Genomic DNA, 15,346 nt, shown 5'->3' on the forward strand with positions numbered 1-15,346 from the left:
TCTAGTTAGCCATATCCTGCACAAGGCGGTCAGTGGAGGCTTTGCCATCACCCTCTCTGTACGTCTTCATGGCTTTCTCAGCTTTCTGTCCATCCAGAGTGGCTGGTGCCATCTGCTCAGCACCCGCATCTGGATTGATCGTTTGTCTGGCAATGTTGGTTTTCACCGAGTTGCCAAAATCACTCTGCATGGGCTCTGGCCCGACGTGTGAAGAACAGCCAGCAATCATCAGAGCCATTGCGGCGGGAATTACAAGTAATTGTTTGATTGCCATAATAAGACTCCTTTTATAACTGGTGGCCGAATGCACCGTCTACACCACCCGGGTCAGTTCCGGTTGCCGGTCCTGACGGAGCGGTTGTGGCAGGTGCATCTTTAGGTGAACCCTGCAGGCGACCCATCAGGTACTGATCGACATCGCTTGGCGGAACAAAGTTATCTGTCGGCAGTGCGACAGGCCCTGCAGCCATTGGTTTAACCAGACGCGGTGTGATCATGATAACAAGCTCGGTTTCATTGCGCTGGAAGTCAGTGCTTCTGAACAGTGCACCCAGTACAGGCACATCACCAAGACCTGGAACCTTATCGATGTTGTTGTTTACATCGTTCTGGATCAGTCCGGCAATGGCGAAGCTCTGTCCGTCAGCCACTTCAACCGTAGTGCTTGCACGGCGTGTCCTCAGCGTTGGGGCATTGGAGAGCGTTGCTGCTGCCGCGATGGAGGAGACCTCAGCCTGCAACTGCAGGTTGATCTTGGTACTGTCCAGAACAGTCGGTGTGAATTTCAGTCCTACACCGAACTCCTTGTATTCGACCGTAATGGCTCCGGCGACTGCCCCGGATTGGGCAACGTCAATCGGAAACTCACCACCGACAAGGAAACTTCCTTCCTGCCCGGAGAGGGCAACAAGGTTGGGCTCAGCCAGAACCTTTGCAAGCCCTTGTGTTTCCAGTGCAGAAAGCGTCAGGTTCAGACCCCGGTAAACAACGCCAAGGGTTCCGAATGCATTGGCTACTGCGCCATTAAGTGCACTTGATAGGTTGGTTCTGCCGATATTTCCGGCAAGTGTACCGTTTACACCCAGCTGTTTGAGAGAGGTCCTCTCAATTTCAGCGATGCGCACTTCCAGCATCACCTGCTGGCCATTGCCATCGACACGCATGAGGTTGGTTACCCCATTAGGCGCAAAGCTTCTGGCAACAACCAAGGCAGTGTCCATGGCAAGGGCACTGCTGACGTTGCCGGACAGGATCACCATTTCATTCGAACTGCGAACCTGGAGATCCTTTTCTCCCGGCATCATCTGATGCAGTTTGAATTTAATGGCTTCCACATCATAACCGACAGATACATCCAGCAGCGCAATCAGGTTCTTATTACTGTCACGGAATGCCACGTTGGTATAACCAGCGGCTTTACCGAGAACCAGAAGCTTGCGGGAGTTCAGCAGTTTCACATCAACAACTTCAGGTTTGCCGATGACGATCTCCTTGATATGTACAGGTGAATTGATGATCTTGGACTTTCCAACTGCCAGGTTCAATTCACCGGATTTCGCCGCATCACCAAGATCGAGAGTAAATGAATCCGTGGCATATGCCGGCATTGCGATCAAGGCAATAATCAGCAGCAAACAACTGGTTATTTTATTAGTTCCAAATTTTTCAGTCGTTAGTGTCATCATTATTTACCCCTTTCCTGTGTTACGGTTCCAGGATTTTCACTCGTTGGAGTAGTGGCCGTTGGTGCCAGTTTTACCGTATAGTTTCTGGTGTTAAGGCCACGAATCACCTGAATGTTGGTGTAGTTTCCACTTCCTTTCGATGAGCCTAATGCGGCTTTCTTGCCTATCCTGTCGATGTCGGAGGTGCTCAGGCTGCCATCGGAGGAAACAGAGACATCAGCCTCATTGCGAAGTAACAGGGTTAGTTCGCCGGCTTTCTGGGCCAGAGTAAGCATCTTACCCTCCTGAGGTGTTACCAGCAGGGTGACAGCATTCACAATCTGAGGTTTGTCTTCTTTTTCTGAGGTTTGTTGGTCTACACCGAGTACCAGCATGTTCTGAAGAAGTGATTTTGTTACATACTTTCTGTCAGCAGATTTGGTGTAGAGAACGTCCACTCGGTCTCCCGGAAGTACAAAACCGGCAACACCGCGAACCTCGTTAACCGATATCGTCATTGCCCTCATTTCGTTTGAGATTCTGGGAGTAAGGCCACCACGTGCACCCTGTCCGGAAAGTTTGTAGGGGAGGAGCGCCTCGCCTTTACGCATTTCCTTGATGACTACAGGTGGTTCTTTTCCAAGTGCCTCTTCGATGGTTGCGTATGTGCCTTCAGGAGCAGCCTCTTTCGGCCAATCCACGACCTTCAGCATAACTTCGTTCAATCGCGTACCGATTTCGAGGTTGGCAGAGGCAACAACAACTGGCGTTACGCTTAATGCCGCAACACCAACTTCCTGCTCCGTTTTCTGCTCGATTGCAGTGTTCACCAGCGACACGGCAATGCCGCCCATGATTAATGCAACCAGTAGCATTATTATCGCTCGTTTTTGCATAATTCAGACCTCCTCGATACTCGATAAACGGTGATCAATATCGCATTCAAGATCCGGTATGTTTCAAAACGAAGATTCGATTCCTAACTCATGAAGACGTGCGATGCTCTTCGCCCTGCGCAGAGCGCAGGGCATCAGCAGGAATCGCCATTTAATCTGACGTGATCCATCACTCGTTCATCTGTTGCCGGATTCTTAACCTGTCGATTTACCTGACAGGTTAATTTCCCAACTCATATAACTAGCAAGCGGTTGGATCAGCAATACAGTCTTTCACGCCTTGGAATGCGTTGTTAATTTCTTGACCCAAAGCTGCGATGATGACGATCGCTGCGATTGCGATAAGAGCAACCATGATGGCGTATTCAACCATCGTTGCACCGCGTTCTCTCTTTTCTACACTAAATATATTTGGGATATAGCTAGCAATCATGTATATGGCTTTACGCATCTCTGCCTCCTGATCATCCTTTAGGGCTCTACCTCGCCCTTTACTTTTATTATAATCCATGCTCGGTGAATGTGCAAAGATGGTAAGGGTATTTTTTTTGACTGTAAGAGATCAGTACACCAGTTGAATATGGTGCTCAATCGGAACGGAAGTCTATATCGTGGAGGATTGAAGGGTTGATAAGTCAGAAGAACACAGCAGGTCGCTCAGTTTATTGCCTGCTCGCCACCAAACAGTAACCATGAGTTTGAACGTTGGCATTGAACACTTCCAGTTGGGAACTGTATTCATCATCTGCAATCAGCCACTGAGTTCTAAGCTCTCTTAGTGAAGAAATAACCTCCAGAGGAGAGGTTTCTGCATCTTTTGATAGCACTAGCCAAGGATCATTCCAGAGTTGTACTCCGAACTCTTTATTGGACAACAGGCACTCAATGGATGCTAGGTACTCTGTCCGATCCAGTTGAAGGTGGCCATCAAGCCAGGTCTGGTAGCCTTTTCTGGAACCTTGGGTTGAATGATTCTGGAATTTACCAATGTTGGTCGTAGGGCTCTCCAGCCGGAGAATAATGGCATCCACTTCATCCACTTTATTAGGATAGATATAAATCTGCTGGCGTTGGGTGAAATGGGCGCCGATATTGGCCTGAACAGAGAGGATGGTACTGTCACCAGCTGCAGAGCGCACACGCTGCAGGTCAGAATCTGGCAAATTCAGAACGTGATTGGGTGACCAGATATTCTTGGCGCCAATCAGCGGTAGTGGCAGGTAGATGTAACCGGTCACAACGCTGGTGATAAGTACAAGACCCGCCAGCTCCTGAATAGAAAATCGATCCTGCCATCTTGCCAATCGTTTGACCCCGTACATGGCAGCTACAGCAAGAGGTGGAATTAAAGTTGCCGAGTGGTAAGACCACATGCCTCTGGGCATGGGGTTTGCAGCCAGAGTGTTTGCAATCAGGTCGGCAACTCCCGGAAGCAGGAATGGAAGGCCCAGTGTCGGGAATAGAATAAAGGGAAGCAGTAGTAGTCCCCAGTAGGAGAGTCCTCCCATTTGACTTATCTGACCCCAAACGAAAGCGGGTTGCGTCAGCAAGGTGCGAAGAACTTCTGTCAATGAACTGCCCAGCCAGCTGTATCTGCTCATTTGTCCCAGTTCATCACCCAGCATGGCATGAGCTCCAAGCGGTGAGAAATGGGGCATAATCACTGCCAGAACAATTACCAGATGAATTGCACCAAGTGCGAACAGTGTTGTGGGTACTCTCCAGCTTCGATGCAGCCACCACCAGAGTACAGCAAAACCGATTACGGCCAGCCCCATGTGCTCCTTGCATGCCAGAAGTATCAGACATGACAGGGTGAGAGTAACAGGGCGGTTTTTCACAGTGGCCAATAGCGCAAGCGCCATAAAAGGAACGGCAAGTGTTATCGGGTGAAAATCCCAGGCACCGGCACTTATTAGAAAGGGGTTCACAAGATAGATGACAGCCCAGATGAATCCTGATTTCTCAGATTGAAAGATGTGGGTTCCCAGCAGGAAAAGCGGATATGCTGTCAGGGCTAAGGCGGCGGCCTGTGCGATTGCAAACCACTCAACAGAGGGGGTAATCGCATAGAGTGGAACAAACAGAAACAGGATCGGATCAAAGTGAATGCCGAGCCTGACCATTGAGGTTGCAAAGGGGTTGATGGTCGTATGGAGAAGGTTGCCATTGAGGGTGTTCCATACCACCTGATCAAAGGTGCCCAGATCGTTGATGCTTGTCATGAAGCCCCAGTGGCGGCTCAGTCCGATTATGATAAAGAGTGAGAAATGAAAAGAGATGGCCGCCCATAGCGAAGTACGCCAGACGTTGCGATTGTCTGCGACAGCTACTGCCGGCTTCTGATCACGTATGCCTTGATCCTTGGATAGCTTCAATCACCCACCTCGAAGAATTTCATTTATCTGTATCGCCTCTTATAAAGTTACGTCTGCTTAACATTATCCCAGCCTGTCACAAATTACAGTGTGGATGAAGGGGGGTGTATAAGATGTTTCATGCCCAGGCTGAGTTGCAGAAGAGTATCACTATGATATTTAAGGACTTTCGACTATACTAACAGTAGCTGCTGGAGCTCGTTATTACTATTGTGAGGTGGGCATGGACGCTGAACTGAAGCGTACAAATAGAGAGATGCAAAATGCTGCCCCAAAGCTGCTTACCGTAGTTGCCCCTGTATTTAATGAGGGTGATGTACTGAGGGAGTTTTATGAGCGCTTGCTAAAGGTTCTATGTCAGATTGAGATGCGTTATGAAATCCTGTTTGTAAATGATGGCAGTGAAGACGAAACGTTATCGATTATCGATAAACTTCGGGACCATGATCCAAACGTTGGTGTGATTGATCTTACCCGTAACTTCGGAAAAGAGATCGCCCTGACCGCCGGGCTCGACCACGCCAGAGGTGATGCGGTCATCAATATCGATGCCGACCTTCAGGATCCGCCAGAACTCATTCCTCGGCTGATCGAAAAGTGGCAAGAGGGGTATGATGTTGTATATGCCACCCGTACAGACCGCCGGGGTGAAAGCTCCCTGCGCAAGTTTTCGGCATCCATTTTTTACCGGCTGATTCACTGGAGCGCGTCCATACGAATTCCAAGAGATACCGGCGATTACCGTCTGCTCAGTCGCCGTGCTGTCAATGCACTGATCAAGCTTCGGGAACAACACCGTTTTATGAAAGGTCTGTTCTCCTGGATCGGCTATTCTCAGGTAGGCATTCCTTTTGAGCGCGAGCCTCGCGAGGCAGGCTCTAGCAAATGGAGTTTCTGGCAGCTCTGGAATTTTGCTCTTGAAGGGTTGACCTCTTTTACAACAGTACCTTTGAAGGTGGCGAGTTATGTCGGTGCTTTGACGGCTACTTGTGCGTTTCTGTATGGTATGAAGATTATTATTGCAACACTGCTGTTCGGAGATCCGGTTGCCGGTTATCCGACCATCATGGTGACTATGCTGTTTCTGGGTGGCGTGCAGCTGTTATCCATCGGTGTGCTTGGTGAATATATGGCGCGCATCTTTGATGAGAGCAAGAAAAGGCCTCTCTATCTTGTGAAGACCTACCTCCCGAGTGAAAGTAACACGCCTGATGGCGAGCAATAATCAACCATCTATGAACATTATCAGGATTCTCGATATTCCGAGAATGTTACTGCTGATTCTGTTCTTGATACTGGTGACATTTCTTGATCTCTCTGATCCCGACTACTTCTGGCATCTTAAAACAGGTGAAATGATATTTCTTAACGGTGCCTTGCCCGGTCATGATATCTTTTCATACACATTTGAGGGGCAGCCATGGGTGCTTCATGAGTGGCTTTTTCAGCTGCTTCTTTATCTTGTTCATGATGCTTTCGGCGACGCTGGCATCAAGGTGATGACGGCACTGATGGTCGTTCTGTTTCTCTATATCGTATTCCTTGCGACAAGCCAGATTAACAGGAACAGAGGTTTAACAGCGCTGCTGGTATTCGTTGCCAGCGCCCCGATTGCCTCTTTCATTGCACCGCGTCCGCAACTGATCAGTTATATCTTGTTCTCGCTAGCCATTCTCCTGCTTATACAATTTAAATATCGTCAGCAAACAAGGTTTCTGTTGCTGCTGCCTCTGATGATGGTGTTATGGGTAAATATGCATGGCGGCTACATCATCGGAATCGCCTTGCTCGTGCTGTTTTCCGGGTGTGAATTTGCATCTCATTGGAAGGCTGGTAGTTTGAATGCGGAGGCTCGCCCTCGTCTGCTAAAGCTGGCATTGATCACGTTGCTTACAGTTTTGAGCTCTGCACTTAATCCTGATTATTTCAGCCATTGGCTCTATCCGATACAGGTAATGTCCATGGAGGCCGCCAGGAGCCTGATTACAGAGTGGAGTAGTCCTGATTTTCAAACGCTTTCAGCCCAGTGCTATCTGCTGTTAGTGGTATGCTTCTTTTTCGTTTATTTCTATCGCCGGGCAACCTTGGATATTACTGAACTGGTAGTTCCGGTTGTGTTCATTGTGGCAGGATTTTCAGCTTACCGTCATATGCCGTTTGCCATCCTATCAGGGTTGCCGTTTGTGGTGGCCTATCTGGCAAAAGGATCTGCTGTCTCTATTTCAGGGAGTGCTTTGGGGCAGCTGTACAGGAAACATATTGGCGGCGGTTCTCAGATTGGGTCAGGGGAGTATGTCCTGAACTGGCTGCTTGTAGTGATCGTAGCTGCGGGGATGTGGCTGTATGCACCGGTAGTCGGGAAGAGTCATCAGCAAGATCGCGATGCCACCATTCCTGTGAAGGCGACCGAGTTTGTCCTCAACACCGGTATATCAGGTCGCATGTTCAACACCTATCAGTTTGGCGGATACCTGATCTATCGTTTGTATCCTGACCAGAAGGTGTTCATTGATGGCAGGGCTGATATGTATGGCGACAAATTTCTCATCGAGTACATGACTATCTACAGCGGTGGCACCGGGTGGGAAGGGGATTTTGATAAGTATGACATCGATTATGTGATCTGTTCGAGAGATGCGCCTATCCTGTCGAAACTGATGCGCCGTGGTGATTTCAGGCTGGTTTATGACGATGAATACAATTCTGTATTACTTAAAAACAGACCTCGCCATGCCGCCATCATTGCGAGATACGGGAGGTAACGGTGGAGCGAAAAATCTACCAGTTGATGAGGGATGTGGAGGATACACACTGGTGGTTTACCGCGCGCCGGGAAATTGTTTCAAAGCTTCTGGGTTCGCTCTCGCTATCGCCCGAAATGAAGATACTTGATGTCGGATGTGGAACCGGCGGAAACTTCAACATGCTCTCTAAATTCGGGCAACTGGAGGGGCTGGAGTGTGATGAAGAAGCCCTGCTGATGGCCCGGAAAAGAGATGTATGCCCTGTGCTGCATGGGTCAATGCCTGAATGTGTTTCCATTGAGGGTGAGAGATATCATCTGATTACCATGTTTGATGTGCTTGAGCACATTGAAGATGATCGAGGCACCATACTGAAGGCTTGGGAGCTTCTGCTACCCGGTGGAAGGTTGATGCTGACTGTACCCGCCTTTCCATTTCTGTGGAGTGAGCATGATACGCAGCATCATCATAAGCGGCGATATAAGAGGGGGCAGTTGGAACAGTTGCTGATCGATGCAAAGTTTGAGCCTGAATATCTTACCTATTACAACACACTGCTGTTTCCGATTGTTGTGGCTGCCCGGTTAATCAAGCGAGTAGCTGGAATTCACGGCGATGAAGAAGAACTGCCACCACCTCTGCTGAACCGTGCTCTTAAACAGATCATGGCCAGTGAGCGCCATTTGATGCCTGGCATTCGACTTCCATTTGGCGTCTCTCTGTTGGCTGTCTGCAGGAAGCCATTGCTGTAACCTCCGGTTTAAATATCTATATTCACTGAGCAGCCTGTACAGACCGCCCTGCAGAAGGTGCATGACCAGAAAGGCCTGATCGCGGTTAATGTATAAGTTTTTCTAATGGTATTCATAATTATAATAAGTTCGCCATCTCTGTTTGATAAGCTAGACTGTCCCGACAAGATTTCTTCTGGGGAGTAAATCATGACAGATAAAGATCAGTACAAGATTCACACAGAACCATTTTACCAGGCGCAGGGCGATGAGGTGGAGCTCTATGAGGCCGCCTATGCCGCCCGCCTTCCTGTAATGGTTAAGGGTCCTACCGGTTGCGGTAAATCACGTTTCGTAGAGTACATGGCATGGAAGCTTGGAAAGCCGTTGATCACGGTTGCCTGTAATGAAGATATGACTGCCTCCGATCTGGTTGGTCGTTATCTTCTCGATGCTAATGGTACGCGCTGGCTGGATGGTCCACTGACCACGGCTGCCCGCATTGGCGGTATCTGCTATCTGGATGAGGTTGTGGAAGCGCGCCAGGATACCACTGTGGTGATCCATCCGCTGACAGACCACCGCCGCACACTGCCACTGGATAAAAAAGGTGAACTGGTAGAAGCGCACCCTGACTTCCAGCTGGTGATCTCCTATAACCCGGGTTACCAGAGCCTGATGAAAGATTTGAAACAGTCGACGAAGCAACGCTTTACCGGTTTTGATTTCGACTATCCGGAAGAGGCACTTGAGGCTGATATTCTTTCCAAAGAGACAGGCATCGATCTGGATCTTGCTGCCAAACTGGTGACCATCGGAACAGCTGCCCGCAACCTCAAAGGACACGGTCTGGAAGAGGGTATCTCCACACGTCTTCTGGTTTATGCTGCAACCCTGATCAAGGGTGGTATTGATCCGAAGCCTGCCTGCCGCATGGCACTGGTTCGCCCCATTACCGACGATGTCGATATCCGTGACACACTGGATCATGCTATTGATGCGACCTTCGGGTAACACGGACTGCACGAACAGAGGGGTGGATTGATATACGATGCCTGAATTATCGAGAAGCATAGAAATAGAGATGTACTGGCAGAAACTGGGCTGCAACTTTGCCCAGGCCGACCGTGTCTTTGATGACTGCATGAAAGAGGCCAAAGCACTGCTGAGCAAGCAGGGTTTAATGTCCTATATCGAAAATGCACGCTTTCTCGGCAAGATGGGGCGTGGCCCTGAACCCCTGCTAATCTATCTTGAAGAGGCACCGGGCGTAGCCAAACTGGTTGGTGAAGAGGCACTGTTGGATCTGCGCGAATTTGCGCACTACATGTCCACGCATACCAATTTCAAAGCGATGGTGCCGTTCCTTCAAAGTAGTGGGGCGGTAGCGCGCCGTTTGCACAGTTATGATCTGTTCAAACAGTATATCGATGTGGTACGCGACATGTTGGACCGAACTTCGGTTTCCGTACATGGCCACCACACTACATTTCCAAGCCCGGGTCTTCCCAACCTTCTGGAGCAGGCACCCAACCTGCTGGGCGCTTTGTCGCTGGAAGGCTTCCGGAACTGGGTGGAATACGGCATTAAGTATTACAATGACCATCCTCAACGTCAGGAGGAGTATTTCAGCCTGGAATCCTCTGATGCCATGGCTGTATTGCAGCGTGAACGCCACGGCACACTGCTGGTAGATAACGAGCGCAAGCTGGATAGTTATTTCCGCGCATTGTGGAATGAGAGCGACTACCTCGTACCCTATTCGGTCGCCTTTGACGATCTGCGCAAACCGATGCCCTATTTCGACGAGGATGGGATTCGTCTGCCGGATGTCTACGACGATCTTGAGGGTGTGAAGGGAATTGACCGCTACCGCGCAGCAATTGCACATATGGCGGCGCATCGTCGCTGGTCGCAGAAAATGATTGTCGACAACTGGAGTCCACCCCAGCGCGTCGGTGTTGAAACCTTTGAAGATTCCCGAGTCGATTACCTGGCCTGTCAGCGCTATCCGGGTTTGCGGAAACTTTTTCTGGAACTGCATCCTGTTCCTGATGAAAAAGCTCTCGAGCTTGATAATATTTCGCTGATTCGCCTTCGTCTGGCTATGGTCTCACGTGCCATTCTTGATCCGGACTACCAGTATGAGAATGAAGTTGTCCGTGAATTTGTCGACCGTTTCTTTGCCGAGATGGAGAAAGGCGAGTCCAGCAGCCGTGATATGGCTTCGATTGCGCTCTCCTTTATCGCACGAACACGCAGGCAGTCAGATGCTTTGCCAACCACATATTTTGAAAATACCGAAGTTGATTATCGCGACGATAACCGTCACCTGTGGATCTATATAGAACAGGGTGATGATGAAGAAACCACCTTTGAACACCTTGATAAGAAGCAGCAGGAAGAAGAGGAGCTCAAGGGACTTCCGCCGCGCCATTACCACGAATGGGACTATAATACCCAGAGCTATCGTCCCGACTGGGTTAGCGTTTATGAGGCGCTGCATCCACGAGGAAATCCTCTGTTTATCGATAACCTGCTGGCCAAGCACAGCAGGCTTGCTAAACGCCTGAAGCAGATGCTCGATATGCTCAAGCCACAGGAGAAGGAACGTATTCGCTATCAGGAAGAGGGCTCCGAGCTTGATCTGGATGTAGCGATTCGTTCACTAATCGATTTCAAGAGCGGCTCATCTCCCGATACGCGTATCAACATGAGCCATCGTACTGCCGGTCGCAATATTGCTGTAACGATTGTGCTGGATCTGTCGCAGTCGCTCAGTGAGAAGGCGGAGGGTTGCAACCAAACCATTCTGGAGCTCTCTCAGGAGGCGGTATCGCTGCTGGCCTGGTCGATTGATCAGGTAGGCGACCCGTTTGCAATTTCCGGGTTCCATTCCAATACCCGCCACGATGTCCGTTTTTATCATATCAAGGGATTTGGAGAGAAATGGAGTGATGAGGTCAAATCCAGAATTGCCAAAATGGAAGCCGGGTATTCAACGCGTATGGGGGCTGCCATGCGCCATGCAGGGCACTATCTGAAGGCTCAGCAGGCGGATAAGAAGCTTATGCTGATTCTCACCGATGGCGAACCCGCCGATATTGATGTGAATGATGAACAGTTGTTGATTCAGGATGCTCGTAAGGCAGTAAATGAACTGGATCTTGATGGCATCTACAGCTACTGCATCAATCTTGACCCCAAGGCCGATGAGTATGTATCGGATATCTTTGGTCGCCAGTACACCATTATCGATCATATCGACCGATTACCGGAAAAACTTCCTGAGCTGTTCATTTCACTGACAAAATAATTGCCGGGTGCTCTGTTCGTCAGAGCACCCAGTTCTGCACTACCTTTTTACTTTTCCCGGTGAATCCAGTCAGCACCGAGCGTACCAAACAGTCGTTGCAGATAGTCATCGCTTGTCACCCGCTCAATCATGCGATCAGCCTTGCTGATACGTTCGGCGAGATGTGCGCGTCTCTCATGCTCATCTTCATCAAGCACAGCGATATGAGCATCGAGATTCTCACGATGCTGCAGCCAAACCTGTGTGTCACGAGCCTGTTTGATGTTCAGACGTTCCTTGTACCAGTCACTCTGCAGCAGGTAGTCGCGGGTGAACATCTGACGGATTGACGGATCGTGAATATCACGGCCCTGGTAATGACCATGTGCCATGATATGCAGAAGTGCATGCAGTGGCGGACAGGCATCATCAATTGAGCCATCTTCAAAGTAGGAGAGGGCAACACGTTTATGCGCCTCGCAGATGTTGTTGATGCCATCGACATAGCTCTCCATATCCTGCGTTTCCGGTTTCAGCATCGCTTTATCAAATACGGCGACCGGCGTATCAAACAGCTTGCCGAAATGGTTGCGCACGAAACGTTTGGTGATGCGATAACCGAGACGGCTGGCAAGCACGGGTTTGCCATTGTATTCAAAGTCCTCCAGCTTTTTCAGATAACCCCATTTGATCATATAGGCGGGTTTCTGAACCTTTGCTGGAAGGCGGCACCAGATCTCAGGAATTAACATGCTGATATCGTGATCAATACGCCGTTTAGAGCCGATATAACCGGCAGCGGTTGAGAAGCCGTCATAGCCACACAGGATAAAGGAGACCAGTGCCGTGTTAAGATCGGCTGTGGCGGTAAGTGGATTGAACGGCCCCTTGGTGAGTGCACCCTCCGAACCGGCACCGGTGGTGGAGGGTGATTTGCCGGTAAGGCTGCAGATGAAATCCATAAACAGTTCAGGAAGCTCCTGATAATGGATCGGATTGTAGACCGCCAGTGGCCTGATGCCCGGCTCTGCCGGGTTATTGCGCCGCCCGGTCAGTACCGCATTGACCGGGAAATAGACCGGTTGCTCAGGCGCAAGTCCCCGGCGCAGACGGGTGCTGACTTCAGCGAGGTATTTTGAGCGCGGGTCGGCCAGATCGGGGCGATCCTGCAGGTAGCGCACATTCAGGCTCGGTTTGCCATCGACAATTCTCGGATGTGCAGTGGAGATAAAGTAGAGCGACTCATCCATCTCTGATGCATTTCGGATCAGCGCCTGCATGGGTGGGCTGAACTCCTCAAAATGCATCACATCTTCCATCAGTTCACGGGCATCGTCCCGCTGCAATGGTTCAAAGTTGGAGATAAAGCTGTTGCCGCTGGAGAGGTCACTCTCAGTTTGAATATCCGAACCGCGGTTCACTGCTTCATCCGGGCGCTGGAAGAGTCTCCTTTCACAGTTATCCACCAGTTTGATGCAGGGGTGGTCATAATCTGGATTGAGGCCGCTGACATAACTTGCAGGGATAACAATCGAGGCACTGATATCATCCTCCATCTGGATTTTATCCGATGCGATAAAGTCCTGCCTGAGCTTGAACAGGCGCCAGCTGCCATCATCGGCAAAGCCGACACGCAGATAGCTGGCCATCAGCTTGCGGCCATTGTACCTGAGTTCATGGCCGGGACTTCCGTTGACCGTATCAACGGAGAAGTGCTCATGCCAGTTCTCACCCCAGGCCGTTCTGTAGAAGCGCTTGATCATGAAGACCAGCGCAAGAATGTGGCTCGGGATGCTTTTCAGCCACTGGTTGTACGCATCTGTGTAGTCGAGAATCGAAGGGGTCAACAGTTTGATCACCGATCCAAGGCTGCGCTCCTTGCTAAGCAGCGTTCGCGAATCATGCTTCTCTGCTTCGGGATGGCGGAAGCGGTCACTATAGTCGCGTTCAAAGATGGCCCGTACCTGTTTGAGATCCTGATCAAAGTTATCTACATAGGTTGGCCCTGAAATGACTGCACCGGCAATCGATTTGGATATCTCCGACTTGCCGCCACCGGATACCGTACTTGGCTTGTGGCAGAAGGTGCCTTCACCAATGGTGCCAATCAGTCGCCAGCTTGGTGAATGGGCATGACGCCCCATATGTACCCTGAAGCCACTGGGGTAGATAAAGGTGTTAGAGGCCAGTAGTTTGATCTGCGACGGGCCGTTTGGGCCCTGCCAGAAGACCTGCAGATCATGCATGCTGATCTGGGCATCTTCTGGCAGATAGATGATGTCGGGATACTGCTTATCAACGGCATAACCTTCCGGTTTAAGCTCTATCTTGTCGGCCAGTCGCTGACAGAGATCGGCAAATGTGTGGTTGTCGAGCATATCACTGGCACGTGGAATATAGACCTCACCGAGGTTGTAGCGTGGAAATGCCAGTGCGCCACCGGCATGCTCCTCTTCACAGCCTCCGAAGAGGTTGGCCGAGTAACTGATCTGGGATTTAATCTCTTTCTTGCTGTAGCCGAAATAGTTGTCGGCAATGATGGTGACGATGACACCCCGTTTATCACGACAGACCACTTTAAATGCCTGGCCATCATTGTATAGCTCATCTTCATGTCGCCAGCACATGCCGTCACGCAGCTGTCGGTCACTGGCATCATCTACATGTGGTAACCCCAGCTCTTTCTTCTTCAGCTTCACCAGATGCGGGGCGAGAATGATGCAGCCACTCTGGCCGGTCCAGTGCTCGATGTCCGCTGCTGCATCATTTTCAGTCAAAAACGGGTCGCCGGCATTGCCGAAGATCGACTCTACAAAATCAAGGTTGGAGACCAGGCCGCCTGGGGCAAACATGCGCACCTCCAGACTTTTTTCCGACAGTAGTCCTGCAACACCGACAACACCCGGCACACCAGGGCGCACTTTCGGACGCAGCAGCAGCGATACCCACACTTCCGCCTTCTTCTCCTCCTCACTGGTAGCCGGCAGTTCAAGCAGGGAGCGGGGGGGATCAAGCGCTTCTTTGAGCAGGGCGCCGAAGGTGGCAACCGGGACCTCAAATTTATCGGCCGGTACCGGCAGACCACCTGCAGCAATATGGAATACACCCTTGGTGGTGCGGCGGTCACTTTTCGGGTTGTGCAGCACCCCCTGCAGCAGACGGTAGGAGTCGACCAGGTCGGAGTGGAAATGGGTGCCGTTGAGAGGCAGTGATACCTCACGCGCCATGCCGGGGCGATCGAGAATAAATGTGGTTCCGGGCAACTCAACATGCTGTTCAACACCGTTCTCAGTCAGATAAGCATTAAGAAAATTCTGGATGCGCTGATCTGCAGGGCAGCGATAGGCCGACAGTAATCGCCTCTGTCGTGCGTAGTGTTTAAGCAGACTGTCAGCGATGGTCAGATAGGAGTGGTCACCACCTTCCAGTTTGCAGGTCGGCTGACCGAGTGCGGCTAGTTTCAGGTTGATATGCTGATGCCAGACAAACGGCGGTGCAGCAATATTATTTTTGTTGTTTGGTAGTACACTCTCAGTCATAACCTAGTCCACATGCCTACATTCATTCTTAGGCTCCGTCTTATTATACCTCTCAAAGAAACCGGAAGCCACCCTGTGAATTCCCGGCCATGAGATTAG

General features: G+C 50.4%; 11 protein-coding genes. 5 read left to right on the forward strand and 6 right to left on the reverse strand.

Annotated elements, in window-relative coordinates:
• Nucleotide 1: 1 nt before the first annotated feature.
• The 5 genes from Ga0123462_RS04465 to Ga0123462_RS04485 all read right to left on the reverse strand — a co-directional run bounded on the left by Ga0123462_RS04465 (nucleotide 2) and on the right by Ga0123462_RS04485 (nucleotide 4,938).
• Nucleotides 2–274: a hypothetical protein gene (locus tag Ga0123462_RS04465; RefSeq protein ID WP_100265198.1), complete on the reverse strand. Its 273-nt coding sequence runs from the start codon at nucleotides 272–274 to the stop codon at nucleotides 2–4.
• A 13-nt stretch (nucleotides 275–287) separates the two neighbouring features.
• Nucleotides 288–1,634, reverse strand: coding sequence for a type II and III secretion system protein family protein (locus tag Ga0123462_RS04470; protein ID WP_198507396.1), 1,347 nt, complete (start codon nucleotides 1,632–1,634; stop codon nucleotides 288–290).
• Nucleotides 1,635–1,684: 50 nt separating this feature from the next.
• Entirely contained in the window at nucleotides 1,685–2,560 is an 876-nt protein-coding gene (gene cpaB, locus Ga0123462_RS04475) for a Flp pilus assembly protein CpaB (RefSeq protein WP_100265200.1), read from the reverse strand.
• Nucleotides 2,561–2,801: 241 nt separating this feature from the next.
• The gene (locus Ga0123462_RS04480) at nucleotides 2,802–3,011 is read right to left on the reverse strand and encodes a Flp family type IVb pilin (protein ID WP_198507397.1); all 210 of its coding nucleotides are present in this window, start codon (nucleotides 3,009–3,011) and stop codon (nucleotides 2,802–2,804) included.
• A 211-nt stretch (nucleotides 3,012–3,222) separates the two neighbouring features.
• The gene (locus Ga0123462_RS04485) at nucleotides 3,223–4,938 is read right to left on the reverse strand and encodes a DUF2079 domain-containing protein (protein ID WP_100265201.1); all 1,716 of its coding nucleotides are present in this window, start codon (nucleotides 4,936–4,938) and stop codon (nucleotides 3,223–3,225) included.
• Nucleotides 4,939–5,161: 223 nt separating this feature from the next.
• Here Ga0123462_RS04485 and Ga0123462_RS04490 point away from each other — a divergent pair, with 223 nt between their 5' ends.
• The 5 genes from Ga0123462_RS04490 (at nucleotide 5,162) to Ga0123462_RS04510 (ending at nucleotide 11,729) form a co-directional block, all read left to right on the forward strand.
• Complete coding sequence (locus Ga0123462_RS04490; RefSeq protein ID WP_232726624.1) at nucleotides 5,162–6,163, forward strand: glycosyltransferase family 2 protein; 1,002 nt, start codon at nucleotides 5,162–5,164, stop codon at nucleotides 6,161–6,163.
• On the forward strand, nucleotides 6,132–7,700 hold the full coding sequence (locus Ga0123462_RS04495) for a hypothetical protein (RefSeq protein WP_198507398.1): 1,569 nt from the start codon (nucleotides 6,132–6,134) through the stop codon (nucleotides 7,698–7,700). The genes Ga0123462_RS04490 and Ga0123462_RS04495 overlap by 32 nt, the downstream gene beginning before the upstream one ends.
• 2 nt (nucleotides 7,701–7,702) lie before the next feature.
• On the forward strand, nucleotides 7,703–8,434 hold the full coding sequence (locus tag Ga0123462_RS04500; protein ID WP_100265203.1) for a class I SAM-dependent methyltransferase: 732 nt from the start codon (nucleotides 7,703–7,705) through the stop codon (nucleotides 8,432–8,434).
• Nucleotides 8,435–8,623: 189 nt separating this feature from the next.
• A complete protein-coding gene (locus Ga0123462_RS04505) occupies nucleotides 8,624–9,427 on the forward strand; it encodes a CbbQ/NirQ/NorQ/GpvN family protein (protein ID WP_232726626.1) in 804 nt (267 codons plus the stop codon).
• Nucleotides 9,428–9,464: 37 nt separating this feature from the next.
• A complete protein-coding gene (locus Ga0123462_RS04510) occupies nucleotides 9,465–11,729 on the forward strand; it encodes a nitric oxide reductase activation protein NorD (protein ID WP_100265205.1) in 2,265 nt (754 codons plus the stop codon).
• 47 nt (nucleotides 11,730–11,776) lie between these two features.
• On the opposite strand, the gene Ga0123462_RS04515 is transcribed toward Ga0123462_RS04510, so the two are convergent.
• Nucleotides 11,777–15,247, reverse strand: a complete 3,471-nt coding sequence (locus Ga0123462_RS04515; RefSeq protein WP_100265206.1) for a PPi-type phosphoenolpyruvate carboxykinase family protein — start codon at nucleotides 15,245–15,247, stop codon at nucleotides 11,777–11,779.
• Nucleotides 15,248–15,346 lie beyond the last annotated feature (99 nt).

Source organism: Mariprofundus ferrinatatus, assembly GCF_002795825.1.
Classification (GTDB): Bacteria; Pseudomonadota; Zetaproteobacteria; order Mariprofundales; family Mariprofundaceae; genus Mariprofundus; species Mariprofundus ferrinatatus.

Excerpts from the sequence above, each read along its gene's own strand:
- Ga0123462_RS04465 (WP_100265198.1), bottom strand. The coding sequence starts at position 274 with ATGGCAATCAAACAATTACTTGTAATTCCCGCCGCAATGGCTCTGATG.
- cpaB (WP_100265200.1), bottom strand. The coding sequence starts at position 2,560 with ATGCAAAAACGAGCGATAATAATGCTACTGGTTGCATTAATCATGGGC.
- Ga0123462_RS04480 (WP_198507397.1), bottom strand. The coding sequence starts at position 3,011 with ATGCGTAAAGCCATATACATGATTGCTAGCTATATCCCAAATATATTT.
- Ga0123462_RS04490 (WP_232726624.1), top strand. The coding sequence starts at position 5,162 with ATGGACGCTGAACTGAAGCGTACAAATAGAGAGATGCAAAATGCTGCC.
- Ga0123462_RS04505 (WP_232726626.1), top strand. The coding sequence starts at position 8,624 with ATGACAGATAAAGATCAGTACAAGATTCACACAGAACCATTTTACCAG.
- Ga0123462_RS04510 (WP_100265205.1), top strand. The coding sequence starts at position 9,465 with ATGCCTGAATTATCGAGAAGCATAGAAATAGAGATGTACTGGCAGAAA.
- Ga0123462_RS04515 (WP_100265206.1), bottom strand. The coding sequence starts at position 15,247 with ATGACTGAGAGTGTACTACCAAACAACAAAAATAATATTGCTGCACCG.